Here is a 23,590-nt window from a genome sequence, read left to right as displayed (position 1 = left end):
TTGTGGGGCGTGGGATGTATCTTTCGAGCTTCTTTTAAAGATTACTAGACAGGCTTAGTTTTTGGACATTTATGACGCCTCGGCAAGTTCACCGGAGTAGAGGTTGAAGCGGTCTTCACGGGCAAAAGCGACGAGGGTGAGACCGGCTTCGCGCGCCAAATCAACGGCAAGTGAGGAGGCTGCGCTGACGGTAACCAGTGCCGAGAAACCTGCCATAATCGCCTTTTGCACGAGTTCAAAGGATGCGCGCGAGCTCATGACCAAAATGCGTCCGGGGGTGTCGAGAGAGTCCTCAAGCATGAGGTGACCGATGACCTTGTCAGCGGCGTTATGGCGTCCGATATCTTCGCGGGCGACAATCAGGGTGCCGTCCGGCTCAAAAACGCCCGCCGCGTGAATGCCACCGGTGCGCCGAAATTGTTTCTGTTCTTTGCGCAGAATCTCGGGTAGTTGAAGAATCGTCTCGGGGTCTAGTTTCACCGGTGCAATCGGGCGGTGGGCCTTGTGCATAATCTGGTCGATAGACGTTGAACCGCACACGCCGCAGGCTGAGTTGGTGACCGTCAGGCGCAGGTTCTCAAGACCCGGCGCGCGTACTGTGCTGATGGGAGTGATATCAAGAACGTTATAGGTGTTTTGTCCGTCGGGGCCGGTAGCTCCGGCGCAGTAGCGGGCGTTGGTGACGTCCTGCGCCGAATGAATCATGCCCTCTGAGTGCAAGAAGCCGTGCGCCAGCTCAATATCGTGACCGGGGGTGCGCATGGTGGTGGTAATGGTGGTGCCGCTGAGCCTGATTTCTAGGGGTTCCTCGGCTGTCACTGCATCGCCGCGCTTGTTGTAGCTAAACGAGCCATCAGCGTTACGAGTGACCTTGGTGGTAGCCACCGAGATATTAATTCTGCCCACGGTTACTTTTCACCCTCCCTAGGTTCAACCCACTGTTCCAGTGCTTTCTCGACGCTACCGATTTTGGAGCGCACCGTTTCAAGGGTGCTACCGTCAGTATCTTGTGCGGCGAGGGCGGATGCGTACCCCACCAAAAACGCTGCCAAAGGTGCCGCCGGTCGAACCGCCCGATGCGCCACGTGCTTGGTCATACCCAGCAAGTAGGGCATCGCGTCCTCAATCATCTGCGCATCAAGATCGAGGTCACCCGCAACCTCGGCAAGAAATAAACGCGCATTAGCCAGGTCATCTGGCTGCTTAGTAGTCATGCACTTTACTTTACCGAGAAAACGAGAGCAGACGAAAATATTGCGTAATAGGCGGGGTACATCAATTTAGCGGTGTTTGAAGTCAGCCTCACGTTTTTCAACGAAAGCAGCCATGCCCTCTTTCTGATCCTCACTGGCGAACAGGGCATGGAAGGCACGGCGCTCAAAGAGCAGCCCCTGAGCCAGTGTGGTTTCAAAAGCGGTGTTTACCGCTTCTTTAGCAACCTGGGAGGCATGCTTTGACTTACCCGCAATGGTCTCAGCAACCTCTAGAGCAGTGGAAAGCACCTGCTCATCCTCTACCAAACGGGAAACCAAACCAATACGTTCTGCCTCTGACCCGCCGATCATTCGACCGGTCAAAATCATGTCCATCGCCTTAGCCTTACCGACAGCGCGGGTCAGACGCTGCGAACCACCCATGCCGGGCATGATACCTAGATTAATCTCGGGCTGACCGAACGTAGTATCCTCACTAGCCACCAGCACATCAGCCATCATCGCCAGCTCACACCCACCGCCCAAGGCATAACCGCGTACGGCAGCGACCACGGGCGTCCGCACGCTCGTCAAACCCTCCCAGTGCGCGAACCAGTCAGCGGCAAACATTTGGGTAGCACTCTGCGGAGCCATCTCCTTAATATCAGCACCGGCAGCAAAAGCCTTCTCGCTACCTGCCAACACTATTGCGCCAATCTCGGTAGAAGAATCAAACTCCCGAGCAGCAGCGACAACCTCACGCATACTTGCCTCATTCAAAGCGTTCAGCGACTTGGGGCGATTGAGGGTAATAACTCCTACGCGCCCGCGGGTTTCAACCAAAATATTCTCGTACATAACCTCCCTTTCTTTCCCACAACAAAAAGGGGCAAAAATTGTTGCCTGTTAGATACAAACCAACAATTTTTGCCCACACCCATAGTTACAACTTCAAATCTTCATCTTCATTCAGCGGTGCAAAGAAGCTCTCCACCAGCTCGTCACTCACCTCATCAAAAGAAGCGGGCTCCCACACCGGGTTGCGGTCTTTATCAACCACCTGAGCGCGAATTCCCTCGCGCATATCGTGAGCACGCAAAGCATTGCAGGAGGTCAAATAATCCTGCTCTAGCGTTTGCGCCAAACTCTGACCCTCGGCACGACGAATGGCTTTCAGGGCAGTCTTCACGCCCGTGGGGCTGTTACGCAAAATGGACGCATATAACTCCTCAGCAAGACTGCTTGATTCCCCCTGCGCCGCCTTCTTCAACGTATCCGCAATCTGCTGGGGGTTCTCCTTGCTAAAGGCAGCCTCGATCCACTCCTTATTTTCTTCAAAAGCTGAAGCACCGGCGTCCTGCGTGAACTGCTCAATGGTTCGGGTAACCTGCTCGGCACCACTTACCTGTGTGAGAGCTTCTTGCAGTTCATCCAGCCTCTCAACAGGAATAAAGTAGTCAGCCAAGCCCACTGCCAGGGCGTCCGCCGCACCCACATGAATACCGGTGAGCGCCATCGCCGTGCCAAAGTGGTGAGGAGCGCGCGCCAAAATATTCAAACCACCAATATCGGGGCTAAAACCAATCACCGTTTCGGGCATACCAGCTTTAGTGTTCTCGGTGACAATGCGGTGCGAACCGTGCGCTGATGCACCAATACCGCCGCCGAGCACCAACCCGTCCATCAAAGCGATGTAGGGCTTGGGGTAATGAGCTATACGGTGGTTGAGGGTGTACTCCACGCGGAAGTAATCCTCAGCAAAAGCAAAGTTCTCTTCTTCGATAGCGCGGTACAAAGAGACAACATCGCCACCGGCGCACAACCCACGCTCCCCCGCACCGCGAATCAGCACAGCGTGTACGCCCTCATTACTCTCGAAATCAGTCAGAGCACCATCAACACTTTTCAGCATCTCATAGTTCAAGGCGTTGACCGCGCGTGGACGGTTGAGGGTGATAACCCCAAGACCTCCACGCACCTCGACCAGTACTAGCGATTCTTCAGACATAGCAACCTCTCCTACAATGACTTCTTAACCCAGACTATCGGTTTTCGCGGTTCGGGTAGGGTTAAAACCATGAAAATTGCTACCTGGAATGTGAACTCTCTGCGTGCCCGCGCCGAACGCGTTGAAGAATGGTTAGAGCGCAGTGACGTCGATGTGCTCGCCATTCAAGAAACCAAATGTACGGACGTCAATTTTCCGTCAGAGATTTTTGAGTTCATGGGCTACGAGGTAGCGCATTTTGGGCTCAGCCAGTGGAACGGTGTTGCCATTGCCTCGCGCGTAGGTCTTGAGGACGTTCAGCGCGGCTTCGAGAATCAGCCGGTGTTCGGTAAGCCCGGTGAGGACGAGGTTTTGGAGGCCCGCGCTATAGGTGCAACCTGCGGTGGGGTGCGGGTGTGGAGTCTTTATGTGCCCAATGGGCGCGGACTCACCGACCCGCATATGGATTACAAGCTGCGTTGGCTGGATGCTCTGCGCGGTAATGTTGAAACCTGGCTTAATGCTGATTCTGCCGCAGAATTTGCCCTAGTGGGTGACTGGAACGTGGCACCACGCGATGAAGATGTGTGGGACGTCCAGTACTTTTTAGACAACGAACTCACACATATCTCTGCCCCTGAGCGCGATGCCTTTAACGGGTTTTTAGACACCGGGCTGGTTGATCCGGTGCGCGAACGCGCCCCCGGCTTCACCTACTGGGACTACCAGGCGGGGCGCTTCGCTAAAGATGAAGGCATGCGCATCGATTTTCAGTTACTCTCTCCCGCATTAGCTGCGCGCGTGAGCGGTGCGTTCATTGATAAGGACGAACGTGCCGGTTCGGGTGCGTCCGATCATACTCCCGTAGTAGTGGAGCTGAGCTAGGCTCTCCCCGCAACCGGCTCAGCGATAAATCAGGATCTCGGCGCCAGTGGGCGCGCAGCGGGAAGCAGGAAGCTAGATGGTGGCGTCCACGTCCTCCTGTAGCGTCAGCCCACGGTGCAGCGCACCCTCGATAAAGAAGAGCGCTACCAAGAAAAGAAAAGTCAGCAAACCCTGGTCTGAAAGGAAAGTGGGTATCTGCGTAAATTCAGCTAACCCGCTTGCCTGCTGTACTGCGCGTCCCACAAAATGCACCAGTATTGAATAAACGATCATGCCAATGAGTAAAGTCAGCTGAGCTGCTTTCAGGGTCTTGAAGACGCGAGAAGTAAAGTCAGCCTTGGTGTAAAAGGTACGTGCCAACCGGTACATGAGCGCTGTAAGCGTGATGTAGATAAAGAACTTCCAGGCGAAAGCAACCCATGCCAGAACCTTCGCATAAGCAGGTAGGTCTTTATCAGCAACCCAGTAAGTACCGCCTTCAAGTTGCAGGTTGTACTGTTGCAAGGCTGAGGGAATACCAGACGCAGGCCATTGCAGAAGCGCCAGATAAGCAAAAAACACTAGAAGCGCACCGCTATATACAAGCGGCAGAGAGAAGTGGTTTTCAGCGGGCTGAGCCTCTTGGGCATTGCACCCAAAATAATCTTTAACCTTTAACATGAGCCTCTCCTTCCAGAGAAAATAGGTCACCCGGTGCGCAACCCAGCACCTCACACAAAGCGGTAAGAGTTGAAAATCGAACTGCTTTGGCACGGTTATTTTTAAGGATCGAAAGGTTAGCGACGGAGATGCCCACCCTGTCTGAAAGCTCCACCAAGCTCATAGAGCGCTGCTCTAGCAGCTCGTCCAGGTGACACCTGATGCGGTGCTCTTCAAGCGGTGGCACGCGTCCTCACGTCCTTTCTTAGCCCTTAACATATTGATATTCGATATGGTTAAGCATATCGAAAAACGATACGCTTTCAAGTGGCAGCAAACCCGTAAGTCACCTTTAGATGCACGATTCGCCCATACACACGGGGTGAATCATGCAATTAAAGGAGAATCGCAAGAACAGAAGAGGTAAAACTTAAAAAGAAAAAGCCCTCGCGCTTCACCTCATACAAGGTAACCGCTAGGGCTTGAAAAATTTTCCCGTTAATTGGGAAGAACCTATTCCCACTGTAGAAGCCTGGGGAATAGGTTCGTGGCTCCGACCGGCGTCGATCCGGTGACCTTACGATTTTCAGTCGCACGCTCTACCAACTGAGCTACAGAGCCAGGCACATCGCTTAGATATGCCACAACCGCGATTCTCGAAAGAATACGCGGTCGGAGCGACCCCGACGGGACTTGAACCCGCGACCTCCGGCGTGACAGGCCGGCGCGCTAACCAACTGCGCTACGGGGCCTAACATTCAAAACCGAGGTTTTGAATAAGGCCGTGAATCTTTCGCAAGATTCACTGTACCCCCAACGGGATTTGAACCCGTGTTACCGCCGTGAAAGGGCGGCGTCCTAGGCCGCTAGACGATGGGGGCCTATTCGCTAACTTCGAACTTTATTTTCTTCGGTTCGTCGCTCGAACAAGTAATACTCTACGGGAGATTAAAAGACCGCGCAAATCGAAAAATAGCCAAAACCCACCCCAAACGGTGCTTTTTGGTTACCCAGAGCACAAAAAATTGCAAATATACTTTACACAGAAAACTATTTACCCTAACCAAAGCCAACATTTAGAGCAGATAAATTTCTTCCAAAAATTTCTCAAATTTTTAAAAGACAGCAGGATAGCCCGCCGATGCACTCACCATAAGAACATCGCCGACGCTACCCTGCTGTTTTCAGCTTTAGAAAACTTTGTCTATATGCGTTCCCTAGCCCCAGGTGATATCTGCGGAGGGAGCATTCTCAATGCGGGAATCTTCCAGCTCAGGGACGACCATGAGAGGAGTATGCGCGTGGTGCAGTACGCCCTGAGAGGTCGAGCCCAGCACCATACCCGCCAAGCCGCCGCGTCCGCGTGTGCCCACCACCATGAGTGAAGCGTTCTTACCCTCTTCAACCAAAACCTGTGCTGGTGAGCCGTCGATAAGTTTGAACTCAATCTCAAGAGAGGGAAAGTAACTGCGGATCCATTCGGCAGCTTTGCGCTGCAGAGCAGCAATCTCGCGGTATACAGCTTCGAAATCAACCGCCGCAGGAACCCAGTTAAGAGCGCCCGTGTACGGTGCCAAAGCATTAACCAACACCAACTTCACACCGCGGCGTTCAGCTTCTTCTGCCGCTTTGAGCATCGCTATACGCGCCTGATCAGAACCGTCAGAACCCACAACCACCGGCTGCTTTTCATTGAGAACCGCGGGGTTGTCAGCGATTTTCTCAGCGTAAGACTGCGGAACTGCAACAGTCGGGCAGTGCGAGTGAGCAGGTAGAGAGGTAGAAACCGTACCTAGCAGACGACCCAAGAAAGAACCGTGCGAGCGAGAACCGACAACCATCAGCTCAGCTCTCTTAGAGAGTTCCAGCAAAATCACTGAAGCATCGCCGGTTTGGACGCTGGTGCGCAGCTCAACCTCATCGGCGAGAGCGACAAGGCGCTTCTGGGCTTCATCGAGAATCTGCGCGACGCCCTCTTCAAGTACTTCTTCATCAACAACGGTGTAGCCTGAGTCGAAGCCGCTACCGGTAAATACTGGCAGGGAGTAAGCAGTCACAATACGCAGGGGCACCTGGCGTAGCTTCGCCTCGTGGGCTGCCCATAGAAGTCCGCCGTAGCTCTGCTCTGAACCGTCAAGACCAACGATGATTTCACCGGAGATATTGGCTAAGTCAGCCTCGTTAGTGCGGTTTCTTACGGCTTGTACGCCAAAGGATTCGTGAGATTCAGCGGTCATGGCTAGGGCTCCTTCTATAAGAGGACTTCTGCCCGGTGCGAGCGCCTTTACCCGTGAGCACCGGGGGCTTTCTACTTTCAAGTGTAGTCCTGTTTGTTGACTTAGAACACACCTGCGCCCCGGTGTGACTGAATATTTCGGTGGAGTTGAACAGCGTTTGAGCACCGGGTGATGACGTGCTTAGTTACCCGCCGGGTTGGGTATGAACTGGGCGATCGCTGCACCGTCTTTGAAGGTGGCGGTGAAAGCGCCGTACTGTGTGGGTAGGACGCTCACACCATCAACGGTGACAACCTCGCCGGTGGGGAAGCCCAGTTCTTGGGGGCCGCCGTTTTTGATGTAAAACTGACCGGCTGCGGTATCGAGATCAACGAAGTGGGCGCCGGTTGCCTCGCTCCAGAAGTAGTAGCCGCGGCCCTGATTGGCTAGACCAAAGGCTTGCTGGAAACCTCCAGCAATAGGGGTTTCGTTGGTGGTAGGCATGAGGTCAGAGACTTGGCTGGCACCGCGGGCGGTGAGGGAGTGGTTGGTGTGCCATGCCGCGAAAATTCCGCCCCGAACGGTGTGGGTTCCCAGAAAATCATGCCTTACATGCACCCCACCGTCGAAAGGCTGGTAGTAAGCGTTACCGGTTGGCTGGGCTGCAGCAGGCGAGCTGACTGCCGGGTTCTCGACCGGCTCTACCGCGTGAGCGGGGGCAATGAGTCCAGCAGTCAGAGCGGACGCGACACCCACCGCTGCTGCAGCAGTCTTCAAGACCTTGGTTCGAGTTAAAATAGTCATCGGGGATTCCCCTTTCATTGCAGCGCTGCAAATAACACTTCCAGCACCGCGCTTTACGGTTAATCGAAAACTTTTCTCTTTAAACCCATTTCAGCACAACAGCGCCCCCGTCAAAACCCTTTTTATCGGATTGTGATTGTATACCCCGCATACTCCCAGCAACCCTTATGGAACCGCGATTGCCCTGTTTTTGCCCTGCCAACAGTTCATCTGGCGCTAAGAATGTCACAATAGAAACAAGAAAAGGTTCACCTGCTACAGGCACCTCAAACGCAGTTTCAAGGAGTTATTGTGAGCGAAAAACATACCTGGTCGACCTGGGGACACCAGCACACTTTCACCACCGATCAGGTGCTCACTCCCCGATCAATTGCCGATGTGCAAGCTGCGGTGACGGCCGCGTCCACTGCTGGTAAGAAGCTGAAAGTGGTGGGGTACTCAAAATCATCGTCAGCTATTGCCCAGCCCACCGATCAGCTCATGCGCCTTGATTTTCTGACGGGTCTCACTGACATTGATAAACACCAACTGACCGCAACTTTTTTGGCGGGCACCAGCGTCCTCGATGCTAATAAAACACTCGCCCACTACGGTTTAGCTTTTGAGAATCTCGGACGCTTGGGCGAGCAATCCCTGGCAGGCGCGGTCACCACCGGCACCCACGGCACCGGGCTGAGGTATGGCATTATCGCCACGCAGGTAGAGTCTTTCGTGATGGTTAGCAGTGAGGGCGATCTGGTGGAGTGCTCACACGATCTCAACCCCGAGATTTTCAGGGCAGCTCTAGTGGGTCTGGGCGCTTTGGGTGTGCTAGTCAGCATTACTTTTAGGGTGGTGCCAATGTTCCGCCTGCACACCGCTGAACGCCGCCACGCCTACAACACCATCATGTCCAGCTTCGTTGAACGCTCCGAAGGCGCTGACCACTACGAAGTGAGCTGGATGCCCGGCTCTGACAAAGTACGCACCCGCCGTCTCACGCACCTGCAACTGCTGCCCGAAGGCTTTGAACCCCACTACGCCCAGCTGAGCCGCCTGCGCCGCCACGGCAGAGACACCCTTGTGAACAACGGAATTTTTGAACCGCTACTGATGCTCGGCACTAAAGTTCCCGCCGCGCAGAAAGTCAGTCATGTAGCAACCGCTATGGGCCGAGGCAACCGCCGCTACGCCGATCTAGCGCCTGAGGTTTTCACCATCAACCGCCGAGTGCGCCAGAATAACATGGAATACGCCTTTGATATTACGCAGATTCAGGGTGTGCTCGACGAACTGCGGGGGGTTCTGCCCCAGGCTCCCTTCACGCTCTCTTACCCTCTCGTGGTGCGATCAGCGGCGGCAGACAATATTCCGCTCTCGCCTGCCTACGGACGCCCGACCGGCTTCATCTCAGTACGCGAATACTGGCGCTTCCCCTACACTGAGACTTTCAAATTCATCGAAGACATCTTCAAAGCCCACGGCGGACGCCCCCACTGGGGTCAGCTGCACACTCAGGGTGCCGCGTCCCTCAGCACGCTCTACCCAGAGTTTGAGTTTTTCACCCAACTACGCGAAGAACTCGACCCACACGGCACCTTCTTAAACCCCTACCTCGAAAAAGTTCTGCTGGGCTAAGCAGGTACATAAAAGGGAGCTTTGGGCAGTTTCTGTACAGAAGCTGCCCAAAGCTCCCTTCGCGTGAGTGGTTAGAGGTAACTAACCTAGCTAAATCTAAGAATCTAGCCGCGTGAGATTTTCTTCATCTCTTCACGGTCTACTACCTTAACGCGGGCTCTCGGCTCCCCCGCGGCGTCCTTGGCTGCTGCGCCGAGGGCTTTTTCGTGGTCGTCGAGTTTGTGCCAGCCTTCCCAGGTGGTGTATTCGATGCCCTTGGAATCGAGGTAGTCGGTGAGGGCGTCGGCGTTGGGTTCGGTGGCGGTGTAGAGGTTTTCGCGGTCCTCTAGCAGGTGGGTAATGGTTTCGAGCGCATCACCCTTGGTGTGACCGATGAGACCTACAGGGCCGCGCTTAATCCAACCTGATGCGTAGAGACCGGGAATGTGCTCACCATTTTCATCGGTGACGCGACCTTCGTTGTTGCTGATGATGCCGCGACGCTCGTCGAAGGGAACCTCGGGCAGCTCTGAACCGAAGTAGCCCACCGCACGGTAGATAGCCTGCATGGGGTACTCGGTGTAGTCGCCGGTGCCACGGACTCCGCCTTTGCCATCAAGTTCGTTGCGTTCCATCTTGATGCCAACGACCTTGCCGTCTTCACCCAAGACCTCAACGGGTGACTGCAAGAAGTGCAGGTGCAAGCGACGCGAAGCGGTCTGCTCTGACTCTTCCTGGTCGGTGAGCCAGGTGGTGAGGGTCTTCATCATAGTCTTGACCTGGTTGTTTTCTTGAACCAGTGCGTCCGACGCCTCATCAAATTCGAAGTCCTCTTCGTAGAGAACAATATCAACGTCGCGTGAGTGCGAAAGTTCGCGCAGCTCAAGCGGGGTGAACTTAATCTGCGCCGGGCCGCGACGTCCGAAAACGTGAACGTCAGTGACCGGGGAGCTCTTCAAACCCTCGTAGACGTTATCGGGAATCTCAGTCACCAGCATGTCATCGGCGTGCTTAGAGAGCACACGCGCAACGTCCAGCGCCACGTTACCGTTACCGATAACCGCGATTTCCTTGGCGTTCAGGGGCCACTCGCGGGGGTAATCGGGGTGACCGTCATACCATGAGACGAAGTCAGACGCACCGAAAGAACCCTCAAGGCCAATGCCGGGAATATCCAGCGACGCATCCTTAATAGCACCGGTAGCGAAGATAATTGCGTCGTAGTGTTCGCGCAACTCAGCCAGGTTCAGATCAGTACCGTAATCAACATTGCCGAAGAAGCGAATATCGCCGCGATCAAGCACCTTGTGCAGAGCGGTAATGATGCCCTTAATGCGGGGATGGTCAGGGGCAACACCGTAACGAATCAAACCAAAAGGCGCAGGGTAACGGTCAAAGATATCAATGGAAACCTCCACCTCACCCGAGCGAACCTCTTCAGACTTGGTGAGAATATCGGCGGTGTAAATACCAGCCGGACCGCCACCAATAACCGCAACGCGCAAGGGGCGCAAAGCTTCAGACACAGTAAATCCTTTCAAGCCCCCTGACAAGGGCGCGAATTATTTATGTAATTACGTATTCCCACCAGTCTACTTGTGCCCACGCCACCGGGAGCAAGCATACCCCGCGATTCCAAGGCATAAGTGAGACAAAACCCAAAAAACGGGCGGACGTGCCCACTCAGCACCCTACGACAGCGGGCAATTACCCACGCAAACAGGCAGCTGAACTACCCACCGCGACAGTAACTGCCCACATCAGTGTCTAAGCCGTGAAGCCTAGAAATCCCAGTACACTTCAATGCTGTCTTTTTCACCAAAGCGCTCTAGGTGCCTGCCCACCACGCCGGCAAGATTTTCACGCTTAGCAGCATCAGGTGCGTAAATTACAAGCTTGAGATGATTAACACCGTCAATTGGCTCAACAACGATATCGGCATATCCACCAAATATGCCCTCACGGTTAAAAATCAGGCGGTGCCCATGCTCAATCTCATTGCACGGAATCTTATGACCAAAATGCGACGCCAACTGCTTGGCGTAACGCTCAGGACGGTCAGTATCAACAATGGTTTCACTCACGAAATCCATCTCATCAACACCGGGGTACCTAGCCGAGTCAAGACCAACCACATCAGCGGAGCCAGAAATATGCTCGGAGCTTTCGCTCATATCACAGAGCCTCTCTACTTTTTTATCTTTCAATGATTGCTTATCAACCCACCAGTGAGCCTACCGCTACGCCTGCCCAAAATATAGCGATGTTCACCTACTGAAATGAAAAGTTAGGTAAACCTTAGAGAACCGGGCGCGCATCAACACCGAACCCGCGCGTCCGTAAGAACAAACACACCCCGCACCCCCGCCCAAACGGTGGGGTGCAGTGCTCACGCCCCGTAATATTGATACGTCATTTCTGAGCGTCAACTGTGTGCCGCCGGGCCCTCAATCACTGGGGTAAAGATGCACGCAGCGGGACGCTCTTTTCATTTTGGGGCGCACACACCCCACGAGTATCTACGGATTTTCACGAATGTCTTCTGAGAACACCGCGGCTCATGCTTCCGCTTCAGCGCCACAGCCGAAGAACGGCTTGGATCGCTACTTTAAGATCACCGAACGTGGTTCAACCCTCGCCACCGAATTCCGTGGCGGTCTCGCCACCTTCTTCGCGATGGCTTACATTGTGGTACTTAACCCGCTGATTCTGGGTCTTGGCCCCGACACGGCAGGCAACACCCTCGGCGTAGAACGCGTTGCAGCAGCAACCGCCCTGATTGCCGGCATCCTCACCATCATCATGGGTCTGTGGGCAAAGCAGCCCTTCGCCATGGCAGCAGGTCTGGGAGTTAACGCCCTGCTTGCCTCCACCATTGCAACCACCCCCAACCTCACCTGGCCGCAAATTATGGGTCTGGTAGTCTGGGCAGGTATCGTCATGGCGATTCTGGTACTCACCGGCTTCCGCCGCGCAGTATTTCAGGCTGTTCCCGAGTCGCTGAAAACCGCGATTGTGGTGGGCATCGGCTTGTTCATCGCTCTGATTGGTCTGGTTAATGCGGGCATCGTACGCCGCATGCCGGACGCAGCGGGCACCACCGTCCCCGTTTCTTTCGGCGCCGGTGGTCACCTGCAAGGCTGGCCGATCTTCGTCTTCCTTTTCGGCCTGTTTTTGACCATTGCACTCTTTATTCGCAACGTGCGCGGTGCAATCCTCATTGGCGTGGTTACCTCAACGGTTCTGGCGATCATTCTTGAAAAGGTTTCACCCTCAGGTTCTTCCCTAGACTCAGCTACCGGCTGGTCACTGATGATCCCCGCTATTCCCACCCAGTGGGTAGGCACCCCCGACCTGTCACTGATTGGTGCAGTTGATATGACCGGTGCCTTCGCGGGCAGCGCACTCGGCGCTCTGGGCGCAACCATGCTCATGTTCGCTATTCTGCTGGCAGTCTTCTTCGACGTCATGGGCACCTCTGTGGGTCTGGCAAGCGAGGCCGGCACCATCGACACCGACGGCAAAATCGAGAACATCGACCGCGTCCTACTGATTGACGCAGCAGGCTCTATCGCAGGTGGTGGCTCATCAAGCTCAGCCCACCAGATCTTCGTAGAATCAGCAACCGGCATCGGTGAAGGTGCCCGCACTGGCTTCGCCAACATCGTCACCGGTGTGCTTTTTCTGCTAGCTGTTTTTATCTCACCGCTGGTAAACATTGTGCCCTTCGAGGCGGTTGCACCGGCGCTGGTAGTAGTTGGTTTCTTGATGGTTCGCCAGGCAATCCACATTGATTGGGCTGACTGGGGCTTGGGCATTCCTGCCTTCTTGACCATCATTATGATGCCCTTCACCTACTCCATTGCAGACGGCATTGGTGCGGGCTTCGTTGCTTACACCTTCATCCGCGTAATTCAGGGTCGAGGCAAAGACGTACACCCCATCATGTACGTTGTATCGCTCGCCTTCCTAATCTTCTTCGGCATGGGCGTCATTGAAGGCTGGATGCACGGCTAGGGTTTTCTAAACCTCACCCCCACCATTGGGCAATTTCTGTTCTTTCGCTGACTGTCAAAGAACAGAAATCGCCCAATTTTGTTCTTCTTTCCCTGAACAACCACCGCTTATAACTAAAGCTCTCGAACAGGAAAGCGGTGCTTGCCCGCCTCAACTGCAATTTGCAGTCGGCTATTTACCCCCAGTTTTTCCATCACACGCACCAATGTGTTCTTCACTGTTGACTCCGCATAACCGGTATATCGGGCAATTTCACGGTTACTCATTCCGTTACAGAGCGCAGCAGTAATTCTCTGCTCAGTACTACTGAGCGAACTCCACACTTGCCCAGGCGCTGCCTGAGGCTGCGGCAGAGAAGACACAAGGTTATGCATTGCCCTAGCATCAACAGTTGAACGACCACGTCCGGCAGAAATAATAGCGTTATAGACCTCATCAGGCAGAGAGTCTTTAAGGAGATAGCCGTGTACTCCTGCCTGCAAAGCTGGCACCACATAATCATCTGAATGGAAAGTGCTCACAGCAATAATTTTTGTCGATGGAATCTCACAAAGGATTATTTTGCTCGCCTGGATCCCATCCATCACGGGCATCTGAAGATCCATAAGCACAACATCAGGACGCAGCTCACGAATGAGCTCTACCGCCTCCATACCATTAGTAGCTTGACCCACAAGTTCTAGAGTCTCAGAGTAACAAGTGATATAGAAAGCAAGAGCATCTAGCGCTTCGGGTACATCATCAACAACAACTACTGTGATTTTCTTTTTCACTGGACGTCCTAAAGTGGGAGAGAAATCTGAACTCTCCACATAGAATGGTTACGGCTCGCGTCGATAGTACCGCCAAGAACCTCTATTCTCTCAGCAATTCCAGCCAGACCATACTGTGTACCCGGAACACCCAGAACACTACGAGTTCGATTACTGGTACTAATACTTAAAATTTTCCCCTCAACTATTGCTGAAAAGGTAATAGTTTCTAACTGATCAGCGTGTTTTTTAATATTAAAAAATAGTTCATTAATAATGCGTTGCACTGTGGGAATAAGACTGGTCGGCACTGAATCAAGGTCATTTATTTGCACCTGCATAGTAAACCCCTCTTCGTGGAGGTCTTCCACCCTCTGATTCAGGAAGTGGTTGAGGTTCATGCTAGTACCCGTCAGATTAGACCGTGGCACCAAATCTTGCTCTTTACGCAACACACGCATAATCCGCCGTAAATCGTCTAAGGCATCGCGTGACTGTTTGCTCATCATTATCAAGAGCTCATTCTTACCATCAATATCTTGGGTGGCAAGAGCTTTATTTGCTTGCAAGGTAAGGGAACTAATATGTCGCGCGAGCCCATCATGAAGTTCTCTAGCTAATTCCTTATTACTCTCTTCAGTCAGAGACTGAAACACTTCACGCTCTTTAGTTTCGTGCAGTCTGCGTTCCCAATGAATCCTGAGAGCAAGCGGGAAGAAGAAAAAGACGGAAAGACTAACCAATACGAAAGCAACGGCGTTGAAAATGCTGGCGCCTTGGACGTCGTCCACAAGTGCAACACAAAAAATACAGAAATTCACAAGGTTGCTACGAGCAGAGCTGAAAGCTACCGCCGCAGGAAAGACCGCAAGCGAGAAAAGAAAATAATAGTCAGAGTAGGTAGCAAAAACAAGTGAGCCAAAAAGAAGAGCTGACCAGTACACCAGTATAGAAAGTCTACTGCCCCTGTAGAAAAGAAGCCCCCAAACTGCAAAATGACTAACCAGAACCAAAGCCTGCATGCCGTAAGGGGTCAAGAGGTAATCGATATGAAACGCGATTTCTAGGAAGCACAGAGCAAACGCACCGCAGAGCGCAACAACCCTGATGCTGCGTGGTGCCGGAATGAAAGCTAGTTGCTTGAAGGTTAGGCTGATGCTCTGCACACGTATCTTCTTATGGACAGGACGAAGTGAATCTGTTGCTATTGAGAATAGCAGACTCCCCCTCTGCCAGGCTGATCATCAAGGCAAAAGTACTTAAGTACCCTCTTCCAAGCAAAATCTTCAGAACAAGCACCAGAAGGTTTAGATTGAAAGCACACGGAAAATTTAATTTTCCGGTAATTCCCATGACTAAATAGAGGATTATTCAAAATTCTGACGGCGGAGGAACACAGCAAAGGCAAAATGACTAGGTCTGACATAAATTGCCTAGTTATTTCTAGCGAACCCTACGAGAAAGTTAGTTCGCCGTTACCTCACCCAGAACTATCTAAGAGTTTTTTGATCGGCCTCATACTTAAAGTTAGGAAAAATATGAAGTTCCTGAAATTAACCACTACTGCAGTTGCAACAATTTTTCTTACTTTTGGCGCTGTTTCACCAGTATTTGCTCAAAGTGATTACGAGCAGAATATTAATTACCTTGTAACATCAGTTGGTGCAAAAACTAATGATTACACAGTACGCACCGAAGTAATAGATGACCTAAAGAATCTGTCTCAACAAGAAGGCATCTCAGTTGAGCAGGCTGCTGCCCAAGCAGTTCAAGATTACCAATTCTATGCTTCCAGCATGGAACATGAATCGCGCACCACTGCAAATCAAAACGCTGAGGTTGCAAGCAGGGGAGGGCGCACAACTTCTTTGGAAAAGCACGTTACATTGGAGACATTTTCTACTCTTCCAATAGCAGTTTTGGCATCAGACACGGACACAATGGAATTTATTATACTCTAAGCCACTATGTTGAGGCTGCTGGATTCTCGAAAGGAGTTGTAAGAACCTATGCAGGAGATCGAGTTGTGCCTGCCCCAGCTCATAAATACTATGTGGGTTGGGATAAGCAGAGCCCCAATAAAATCAAAGCAGCTAATTTTGCCCTGCAACAAGTAGGAAAACCTTACAATGGCGTATTTTTTAACAATAAGAAAATTAATGCGTCTAAATACAATTGTTCCCAGCTTGTATGGGCTGCTTATAAATCAAATGATCCAAACGTTGACCTTGACGCCAATGGAGGTCCAGGCGTGTATCCAAGCGATATTGCAAACTCATCATGGACAACATGGTATGAAATCCGCCTGTAACTGAACCAGCGTGAGCAGGGATTTTCCCACTTATGCAACAATCACGAAGAGATAACCTCATGAAAAACCCCCGTGCCTTTTACACCGCCATAGTCCTAGTTTCAGCACTCACTGCATGTGCCCCTGGGAATATACAGATCAGCAATGAAAAACCTGAGGAACAACTAAAAAATAGTGCTTTTGCCCTATCAATGGCAACCGACTATCACGGTGCTGGCGGAGTTAATAACAACCCTGGTGGCAGCATCCTTTTTTACAACCCACAGTCAAAATCATGGAGTGATATTGCTACCGGCGGCCTCGAAAAAGCAAGTTTTAATTTTGACGGAGTTAACCTGCACTATTACGACTACGAAAATGACTACGTTTTAACCCCAGAAGGAACTACTGTCGCTGCCCACCCAGACCATGAAACCCCAAGAATCCCCTTGAGCTTCCCCCTACGTCACGATATGCCTGGCTCTATTGCGCTAAGTAATGTCGGAGTGACTCAAGAAAACGGAGAACTGCTTGATAACGAAGAACCACTATCTGAAAGTAGCACCCATGGCTACCGCTGGGACGTCATCATTAATCACAATGGCCAAAGAACCTCACACACTATCGGACACCATATTGTTGGGGCGACTCAGTGTGAAGATGGGAGCGTTTGGGGCAGGACAAGCCCCTATGACACCTCCTTCAACAGCGGCTACGGCCCTGCCAATTCACCCGCCCAGTTTCTCTCGCTCTACCCAGACTTTTCACCAGATCCCCAAGGCTCTTTCAACTATCAGAAATTCAACTCCCAGTCAGTTCCAACAATTTGCGAAGGAAATACTCTCTACTACTTTGTTGATAATTTCAAACCAGAAATAACAGATACCATAGGTGGAGGGCCAAAAGACTTCAGCGGGTCATCACTGATTTCTTATAATACTAAAACTGGGGAATTTACAGAAAAAGAGGTGAGCGGCGACTGGTCAACTCGCATTAACGATGAGATGTGGCACTCACAACTCAGTAGTGCATACTCCTACAATAATTCATTGTGGTGGATTTCCGGCAGTGGTGATGTTATTAAAACAGACCTTAAAACCGCCCATAGCACCACGGTGTTCCATCTAGCTGATTACGACACCAAAACAAGCCCAGGGTTCCTTGAGTTTCATGATAAATACTTATTTCAGATAAAATTTCACAAAGGACAAGACGCTGATATTTACCGATTCAACCTTGATACAGAAAAAATGGAAAAACACTCCACTATTCCTGACATCATAGAAGTAGAAAAAAGATACCAGTTTCCTTATGATATTGAGATTACCAACCTTGAAAAAATGCTAAATCTTTAAAACCTCTCCGGGATCTTTCGTGACCCATCACCTTCCCAGGCAACTTGCGCAAAAGGATGGGCAGAGGCTCAGTGTCGCAGTAGGCACCCCTAGCCCGCGTCCCACGTCTTGTCGGATTTTATGACGTTTTATTCTCAAAACGCCATAAAATCCGACAAGACGTTTTTAAAATAGAGCATCATGAACACAGACACTCGCTGCCCCTGCGGAACGGGCGAAACCTACGGCAACTGCTGCGCGTGCTTTCACAGTACATTCGCTGAAACCGGCGCCCTCACTGCCCCCACGCCTGAGGCTCTCATGCGTTCACGCTTCACTGCCTTCGCCGTGGGCGCTACAGACTACCTGCTTGCAACCTGGCACCCCAGCACTCGTCCGGCGTCCTTAGAACTCGATGAAACCTTACGCTGGTACCGCCTAGATATTCAGGACGCGCGCGGTGGGGTCTTCGACTCCACCGGAACAGTACGTTTCGCCGCGTTTTATCGCTCACTGCCCGCTGTGCCAGATAAGCAAAAAGTAAAAGGGGTGCAGAGTGAGAGTTCCCGCTTTGTACGCGAGGGCGGGGCATGGTTCTACATAGATGGGAACGTGGAGTAAGGCAACCCTACCCGTCGAGAATGCAAAAAGTACAGGTTTTAGGCGAAACCCTGTCTTAAATTGCACTCTGGACGGTGGGGACGGCTGCTTCAACCACTGCTGGGTCGCGGCGGGGCTTGCCGGAGCGGGCGAAGTCGCGCGTCCACGCATCGTCCTTGTATTGGGCAGGGACGCCACCACCCAGCAACCGCTTAGAAATCGCGACTGTCGCCACCTCACCTTCCAGTGGTAGCGGTGAGAAAGAACCCGCAAGAATAATGTTGCCGCGGCGGCGGCCTTTGAGCATGGCAGGGTCAGCAACCGCGCATGTGTAGGGGAACACCTCAGCGATAGCTGCCGCCTCAGCGCGAGCGCCTATTAAGTCGCGGGTATCGCCGCAGTTAATGATGTAGAGTCCATTTTCTGCCAGCGAGTGCGCGGCAATCTGGGTGAATTCCAGGGTGGTCAGTGGTTCGGGGGTGATGTAGCCCGAAAAGACGTCGCGAATGATGATGTCGCGGGAGGCTGGGGTGAAACTTTCGGTGACGGCGCGTGCCTCGCCCACACGAATCTTCACCAGAGGTGCTTTGGGTAGTTCGAACCATTCGCGCACGTATTCGGCGAGTTTTCCGTCAAGTTCAACTACGGTGTTGCGGGATTTGGGGTAAGCATCGGCAAGGTAGCGTGCCATCGAGCAGGCACCGCCGCCGAGGTGGGTGATGCGTAGTTTCTCGGCATCGAGGTGGGCTTGGATGTAGGGTTCGATGACGGCGGCAAGCCAGCGCATGTACTCAAAGTCGAGTTCGCGTGGGCGTCCTATAACGATGTGGGAGGATTCCATGCCGTTGATTTCAAGCACCCACCCGTTGGGGGTGTAGTCATCTTCGATGAGTTCGGCGATGCCGGTATCAATCTTGTATTTGCCTTCAACGAGCCCGGCGGGTTCGGTCATGAGGGGTTCTTGTTTTTTACGTCGTTTAGCCACGGAATAAGCCTACGCTATAGGCTGTTGAGCTAGGTAAAAGTTCAAGGAACGCTCATGGGTTTTGTTGTTGATGGCAGGTATGTGTTGGCTCCGGTTGAGGTCGGGGACGCCAATAAATATGTTGATCTGCAGCTCAGGTGCTTGGCTGAAACCTATCCGCAGCTTCTTCATCCAGATTTTGCGGAACGGCAAGAAGCCCAGCGTGATAGCTGGCTCAAAGAATTCGCCACGAATATCGCAGACCCGGCTGCGCGAGCTTTCTTTGCTTATGAGACTCCGGGGTGGACGCCCTCCGGCGGGCTTTCTTGCGTGATTGGTGCTCAGATTGATTGGGGTGCCCCGGTTGGTTTTGCTCTCTCTGGGGTGGGCGCGCATGCTTGGGAGGAGCATACCGGCGTTACTCCGGTGTCCCCGGACGCCCGGCAGCTCACCCATCTGTACACGCTGGCGCGCACCCACGGCACCGGGTTGGGAGCGGCCCTTTTTAATGCTGTTATTTACCCTGAAGATTCCGATGTCTACTTGTGGGTCATCGCCAATAACGAACGTGCCAAGGGCTTCTATACTGCCCGAGGCTTTATCTCAGATGGTGAAGTCATCGCGACTTCCGGTGCCTGGGAGGGCGGGCAGATACACCGAATGTTCCGCGGAGCCTAGAACAGTGCGCAACCGTTGGGGTTGTTACACTCCCGGGGAGGTACTGAAGCTTACCAGTACCTCTCCGTAGAAACCTAAAAGGCTAATATTCTACTCTCTAAGATTCCATCTTTGCTTCATCTCGTTGTTGCTTATAAAAGATACAAGCGTACAAAGCGCTCATAAGCACAACTATTAGCTGAGCCAACGAACTATGCCAAACCACCTGAATAAATACCACAGCTAACATAAACAATACGGATTTTATGAAGGATGCCGCAGGGTTTACGTAGTTCTTATTTGCACGATATGCAGAGTAGACAACACTTCCACAAAGAATTAAAATACTGGCAACATTATAAACCGCTGAATCATGCGAAGATGAAAAATAAAAGCAAGAATAAAGTGCGAAAAATAATTCAGATACCGGTATATATCTAGTGTCGACCATTTTAATCACCTCAGATATTTATTCAATTTTTGCTTTCAGCGGTGGTATACCCCAATCTGCGTAAAACGCGATTCCACGCCCTTCTACACCGGCTCCGACAATTTTTACGGCAAGGTCGGCGAAGAACGCTGACCCCAGAATTGCGGCACCCGCTGCAATCGGTCCACTGCTTCTGAGAATATGCATAGGCAGAGTCATTAGCGAAACCAGATGCACCCAGAATCAGAGCTACTGATACGCGACCTGCAATCGACTTACCGAGGTTTTTAATTTTATTCTCCTTCAAGCTACTTAGAGCAGATAAAACATCTATCTCGCTGTAGTTTAGAACACCTTAAGGCTATCAATTGGTTTGAGGGAAATCGACCTTACTTAGGTAACGATTTCTAACAAAATCGACTGTCCTCGAATGCTGAGTTCAATCTCCTTTATGTTCTTCTGCCTTACATGCATCAGGATTCTTATCGCAGATACACCGGTAGACGGTCTGCACCTCACCTGCTGCCTTAACCCACCGCTCCTCCTCTTTCTTACGAGCATAAGCCTTTCTTCTCTTACGCGCAGGAGATAACTCTGGTCTCGCCCTCACAACTCCCTCACTTAAGTTCTATGATCTAAGAACTTTTTATCTTAAGTCTGCTTAAGCGGGCTTCGCTATCGCTCAGACTCTTTTTATCTTTGCTTCTCTCCTTCTGCTCCAAGACTCAGCCTCACAGCTCAGGCTGGGAGAGAGATGAGGGAGGGAGAGAAACGGATGCCCTTGTACTTTCCAAACAAAATACACAAAGGTATTTGAATGAAAAGCACAAGGGGCATCAGCAATTGACACAGGCCGGTCGGTCGGCTCGGTCGGTCGATTGGCGAAGCATAAGAAACACAAACGGCTCGCTCTTCGCAGAGATGGCGAGAGGCTCTAATCTCTCGAACGGACGGCATACGCCTTGTGATCTGGCGGTGTTGTTGATGTGTAGGTCATAGACACGCCGGTTAGACATATCTCTTACACAAAGAATGTGAAGTGAACACGCGCTGTAGGAGTCGGTCGCCCTGTCTATTCCGGTGATTGCTCAATCCGGCGAAGCTCCCTGCCACAAGGCACGACAGCCTATCTGAATCTAATCCAGGCTACATCCGCGTATCAGGCAGTCGGCGGTTTCTTGCTTTAGGGCATCTCAACCCACAGAATCAGCGATAGCCTGCTCTAGACGCTGAACCTTGCCGGTGATTTCGCCGGAGTCGTGACCGGGACGAATATCAGCTTTAATCACCAATGACACGCGGTTACCGTAAGCGCTGACTGCTTCGGTGGCGCGTTTGATGACGTCCATACACTGATCCCAGTCGCCTTCAATGGTGGTGAACATTGAAGTGGTCTCGTGTGCCAAGCCCGATTCGCGCACAATCTTTACCGCGGCAGCCACCGCATCGTGTACTGAGCCGTCTTCACCGGTAGTCATAGGTGCTACTGAAAAAGCGAACAACATGGTTTTCTCCAAGGGGTGTAGAACTAGTGAGAGTGTGAGGCTTCGTGGGTGACACCGTTGCCAATCACGGCATCGGGTTCTTGCCCGGGTTCGACCACCATGAACTGCCCCATCATGCCCTGATCTTCGTGGAAGAGCAGGTGGCAGTGGTACATGTAGGGCCAGGCGGTAGAGGTGTAATCAGTGAAACGTACCGCCAGTTTCACCTCGACGCCCGGCGGTAGTAGCACGGTGTCTTTCCAGCCGTCGGTGAGTAGCGCGTCCTGGTTGTAGTCGCGGTAGAAAGTGTCTTCATAGGAGAGCACCCGAAACTGGGTGTTGTGAATGTGGAAGTTGTGAATCCAGCTGTCGTTGTTGGTGATGGTCCAGATTTCCCATTCGTTGGGGTGGGCGGTGAAGTCGATGCGTTCTGCGTCCATGAGCTCACCGTTGATTTGAAAGCCGGTGAGGCTAAAGCTGCGTTCGGTGGTGTGCTCGCTGGTCTCGGGTAAGGTCGCTACCTTCTGGTTGAGGGTGGACGCGACCTGCCCCGCGTCGCTGGCGCTGGCAGGGCCGCTAAGGGTCAGTAGCTCAAAGGAATCGAAGATGCCGAACTCAGGCTGGCTACCCTCGCTCAAACCCAACCGGTCGGTGAAGGGCACAGCTTTCAGAGTGATCTCGTCGCCGGGTGCGAATTCTACGAGAATTTCCGCTCGCTCGCCGGGGCTAATGTATAGGTTCTTGACGGTTTTTGCCGTATGCAGCAGACCGCCATCAGACCCGATCAGACTGAACTCGCGATCATCTGAAAACGCGAGATTGTACAGGCGCATGACAGAGCCGTTGAGCACACGAAAACGCACCCGTGAGGTGGTTGCCTCAAAATGAGGGTTGGTGATGCCGTTGAGCATAGTGGTATCACCCAGCAGACCGAGGTCAGGCAGGTCAGTTTCATCGAGAGTTCCATCATCGTTGAAACGGCGGTCTTGAATGACTAGGGGAATATCATCCACCCCGTACTCCTCGGGTAGCCCCAAAGTACCGGTGGATTCATCATCAATAATGAAAAGACCCGCTAACCCGCGGTAGGCATGGCGGGAAGTTTCCCCGTGGGGGTGAGGGTGGTACCAGAGAGTCGAGGCGTTCTGTCGTACCTGCCAGGACGCGCTCCACGATGTACCCGGTTCGATGGGCTGGTGGGGGCCGCCGTCCGCGATGCCCGGTACGTGCATACCGTGCCAGTGAACGGTTGTTGTTTCAGGCAAAGAATTCTTCACATCAATACGCACGTTATCACCGTTAGCCATGCGAAGAGTGGGGCCCAGCAACGCCCCGTTATAACCCCAGGTGGGGGTCTGCACACCCGGCTTCATCTCGCTTTCGCCGGTACGCGCGTCCAGGGCAAAAACCTTCGTGGTGCCCTCAAGTGTAGGTTCGAGAATCGGCGGTACTGGCAATGGTCTACGATTAGCGGACGCAGTCGCCGAGATCGTCGCAGAACCCTGGCTAGGTTGGGCTGAGGAGCTGCCCGAACCACCACAAGCTGACAGCGTTGCCGCAGTGGCAAAAGCACCCACACTAGAAATGAACACACGACGGGAAACCAGGTCATACGTAATCATACTCCCTACCCTACGCCTGCAAGCGTGCCCAACGCCATATTCAACTCAGCCCTTTCGATTTACACCCACTCACCAGACTCAGTAGCATTAAGAGAAGAACACAGGGCTTTCGCGCCCCCA

General features: G+C 52.5%; 23 protein-coding genes and 3 tRNA genes. 8 read left to right on the top strand and 18 right to left on the bottom strand.

What is annotated here, in order from left to right:
- Nucleotides 1–69: 69 nt before the first annotated feature.
- The 4 genes from fdhD to JR346_RS00625 form a co-directional block, all read right to left on the bottom strand.
- A complete protein-coding gene (gene fdhD, locus JR346_RS00640) occupies nt 70–906 on the bottom strand; it encodes a formate dehydrogenase accessory sulfurtransferase FdhD (RefSeq protein WP_240333970.1) in 837 nt (278 codons plus the stop codon).
- 2 nt (nt 907–908) lie between these two features.
- Entirely contained in the window at nt 909–1,214 is a 306-nt protein-coding gene (locus JR346_RS00635) for a DUF6457 domain-containing protein (RefSeq protein WP_204877655.1), read from the bottom strand.
- A gap of 66 nt (nt 1,215–1,280) precedes the next feature.
- Entirely contained in the window at nt 1,281–2,051 is a 771-nt protein-coding gene (locus JR346_RS00630) for an enoyl-CoA hydratase (protein WP_205482543.1), read from the bottom strand.
- Nucleotides 2,052–2,136: 85 nt separating this feature from the next.
- The gene (locus JR346_RS00625) at nt 2,137–3,201 is read right to left on the bottom strand and encodes an enoyl-CoA hydratase/isomerase family protein (protein ID WP_205482542.1); all 1,065 of its coding nucleotides are present in this window, start codon (nt 3,199–3,201) and stop codon (nt 2,137–2,139) included.
- A 69-nt stretch (nt 3,202–3,270) separates the two neighbouring features.
- On the opposite strand from JR346_RS00625, the gene JR346_RS00620 reads away from it, so the two are divergent.
- Nucleotides 3,271–4,065, top strand: coding sequence for an exodeoxyribonuclease III (locus JR346_RS00620; RefSeq protein ID WP_205482541.1), 795 nt, complete (start codon nt 3,271–3,273; stop codon nt 4,063–4,065).
- Nucleotides 4,066–4,137: 72 nt separating this feature from the next.
- Here the strand turns inward: JR346_RS00620 and JR346_RS00615 are convergent, their stop codons facing one another.
- From JR346_RS00615 to JR346_RS00585, 7 genes are all read right to left on the bottom strand, one after another.
- Nucleotides 4,138–4,725, bottom strand: a complete 588-nt coding sequence (locus tag JR346_RS00615; RefSeq protein WP_204877659.1) for a hypothetical protein — start codon at nt 4,723–4,725, stop codon at nt 4,138–4,140.
- A complete protein-coding gene (locus JR346_RS00610) occupies nt 4,712–4,951 on the bottom strand; it encodes a helix-turn-helix transcriptional regulator (RefSeq protein ID WP_205482540.1) in 240 nt (79 codons plus the stop codon). The genes JR346_RS00615 and JR346_RS00610 overlap by 14 nt, the downstream gene beginning before the upstream one ends.
- Nucleotides 4,952–5,252: 301 nt before the next feature.
- Nucleotides 5,253–5,325, bottom strand: a tRNA-Phe gene (locus JR346_RS00605).
- Nucleotides 5,326–5,382: 57 nt separating this feature from the next.
- Nucleotides 5,383–5,456: transfer RNA gene (locus JR346_RS00600), tRNA-Asp, on the bottom strand.
- A gap of 56 nt (nt 5,457–5,512) precedes the next feature.
- Nucleotides 5,513–5,585: transfer RNA gene (locus JR346_RS00595), tRNA-Glu, on the bottom strand.
- A 336-nt stretch (nt 5,586–5,921) separates the two neighbouring features.
- On the bottom strand, nt 5,922–6,941 hold the full coding sequence (locus tag JR346_RS00590; RefSeq protein WP_205482539.1) for a universal stress protein: 1,020 nt from the start codon (nt 6,939–6,941) through the stop codon (nt 5,922–5,924).
- A gap of 180 nt (nt 6,942–7,121) precedes the next feature.
- A complete protein-coding gene (locus JR346_RS00585) occupies nt 7,122–7,724 on the bottom strand; it encodes an LGFP repeat-containing protein (protein WP_205482538.1) in 603 nt (200 codons plus the stop codon).
- Nucleotides 7,725–8,015: 291 nt separating this feature from the next.
- Here JR346_RS00585 and JR346_RS00580 point away from each other — a divergent pair, with 291 nt between their 5' ends.
- On the top strand, nt 8,016–9,341 hold the full coding sequence (locus JR346_RS00580) for a D-arabinono-1,4-lactone oxidase (protein WP_205482537.1): 1,326 nt from the start codon (nt 8,016–8,018) through the stop codon (nt 9,339–9,341).
- A 104-nt stretch (nt 9,342–9,445) separates the two neighbouring features.
- On the opposite strand, the gene JR346_RS00575 is transcribed toward JR346_RS00580, so the two are convergent.
- Both JR346_RS00575 and JR346_RS00570 read right to left on the bottom strand, forming a co-directional pair.
- Nucleotides 9,446–10,846, bottom strand: coding sequence for an FAD-dependent oxidoreductase (locus JR346_RS00575; protein WP_205482536.1), 1,401 nt, complete (start codon nt 10,844–10,846; stop codon nt 9,446–9,448).
- A gap of 255 nt (nt 10,847–11,101) precedes the next feature.
- Nucleotides 11,102–11,494, bottom strand: a complete 393-nt coding sequence (locus JR346_RS00570; protein WP_239478959.1) for a DUF2218 domain-containing protein — start codon at nt 11,492–11,494, stop codon at nt 11,102–11,104.
- 361 nt (nt 11,495–11,855) lie between these two features.
- Here JR346_RS00570 and JR346_RS00565 point away from each other — a divergent pair, with 361 nt between their 5' ends.
- The gene (locus JR346_RS00565; RefSeq protein ID WP_205482535.1) at nt 11,856–13,337 is read left to right on the top strand and encodes an NCS2 family permease; all 1,482 of its coding nucleotides are present in this window, start codon (nt 11,856–11,858) and stop codon (nt 13,335–13,337) included.
- 113 nt (nt 13,338–13,450) lie between these two features.
- Here JR346_RS00565 and JR346_RS00560 read toward each other — a convergent pair whose 3' ends face one another.
- Together JR346_RS00560 and JR346_RS00555 are read right to left on the bottom strand one after the other, a co-directional pair.
- The gene (locus tag JR346_RS00560; RefSeq protein WP_204877666.1) at nt 13,451–14,110 is read right to left on the bottom strand and encodes a response regulator transcription factor; all 660 of its coding nucleotides are present in this window, start codon (nt 14,108–14,110) and stop codon (nt 13,451–13,453) included.
- Between the two features lie 8 nt (nt 14,111–14,118).
- The gene (locus JR346_RS00555; protein ID WP_205482534.1) at nt 14,119–15,255 is read right to left on the bottom strand and encodes a sensor histidine kinase; all 1,137 of its coding nucleotides are present in this window, start codon (nt 15,253–15,255) and stop codon (nt 14,119–14,121) included.
- Between the two features lie 372 nt (nt 15,256–15,627).
- Here JR346_RS00555 and JR346_RS00550 point away from each other — a divergent pair, with 372 nt between their 5' ends.
- The 4 genes from JR346_RS00550 (at nt 15,628) to JR346_RS00535 (ending at nt 18,334) form a co-directional block, all read left to right on the top strand.
- Nucleotides 15,628–16,050, top strand: coding sequence for a hypothetical protein (locus JR346_RS00550; protein ID WP_205482533.1), 423 nt, complete (start codon nt 15,628–15,630; stop codon nt 16,048–16,050).
- Between the two features lie 65 nt (nt 16,051–16,115).
- Nucleotides 16,116–16,400: a YiiX/YebB-like N1pC/P60 family cysteine hydrolase gene (locus JR346_RS00545; protein WP_205482532.1), complete on the top strand. Its 285-nt coding sequence runs from the start codon at nt 16,116–16,118 to the stop codon at nt 16,398–16,400.
- Nucleotides 16,401–16,459: 59 nt separating this feature from the next.
- Nucleotides 16,460–17,734, top strand: coding sequence for a hypothetical protein (locus JR346_RS00540; protein WP_205482531.1), 1,275 nt, complete (start codon nt 16,460–16,462; stop codon nt 17,732–17,734).
- A 180-nt stretch (nt 17,735–17,914) separates the two neighbouring features.
- Nucleotides 17,915–18,334, top strand: a complete 420-nt coding sequence (locus JR346_RS00535) for a YchJ family protein (RefSeq protein ID WP_204877671.1) — start codon at nt 17,915–17,917, stop codon at nt 18,332–18,334.
- Nucleotides 18,335–18,389: 55 nt separating this feature from the next.
- Here the strand turns inward: JR346_RS00535 and JR346_RS00530 are convergent, their stop codons facing one another.
- Complete coding sequence (locus tag JR346_RS00530; RefSeq protein WP_205482530.1) at nt 18,390–19,265, bottom strand: spermidine synthase; 876 nt, start codon at nt 19,263–19,265, stop codon at nt 18,390–18,392.
- 87 nt (nt 19,266–19,352) lie between these two features.
- Here JR346_RS00530 and JR346_RS00525 point away from each other — a divergent pair, with 87 nt between their 5' ends.
- On the top strand, nt 19,353–19,955 hold the full coding sequence (locus JR346_RS00525) for a GNAT family N-acetyltransferase (RefSeq protein ID WP_205482529.1): 603 nt from the start codon (nt 19,353–19,355) through the stop codon (nt 19,953–19,955).
- Between the two features lie 1,602 nt (nt 19,956–21,557).
- Here the strand turns inward: JR346_RS00525 and JR346_RS00520 are convergent.
- Nucleotides 21,558–21,869 (bottom strand): thiamine-binding protein, encoded by a 312-nt coding sequence (locus JR346_RS00520; RefSeq protein ID WP_205482528.1) that lies wholly within the window; start codon nt 21,867–21,869, stop codon nt 21,558–21,560.
- Between the two features lie 23 nt (nt 21,870–21,892).
- Nucleotides 21,893–23,470 (bottom strand): multicopper oxidase family protein, encoded by a 1,578-nt coding sequence (locus JR346_RS00515; protein WP_205482527.1) that lies wholly within the window; start codon nt 23,468–23,470, stop codon nt 21,893–21,895.
- Between the last annotated feature and the right edge of the window lie 120 nt (nt 23,471–23,590).

The organism is Rothia sp. ZJ932 (assembly GCF_016924835.1).
In the GTDB taxonomy this organism is placed as follows: domain Bacteria; phylum Actinomycetota; class Actinomycetes; order Actinomycetales; family Micrococcaceae; genus Rothia.
The sequence above is the reverse complement of the archived record's forward strand: the minus strand, read 5'-3'. Positions and strand labels throughout refer to the sequence as shown.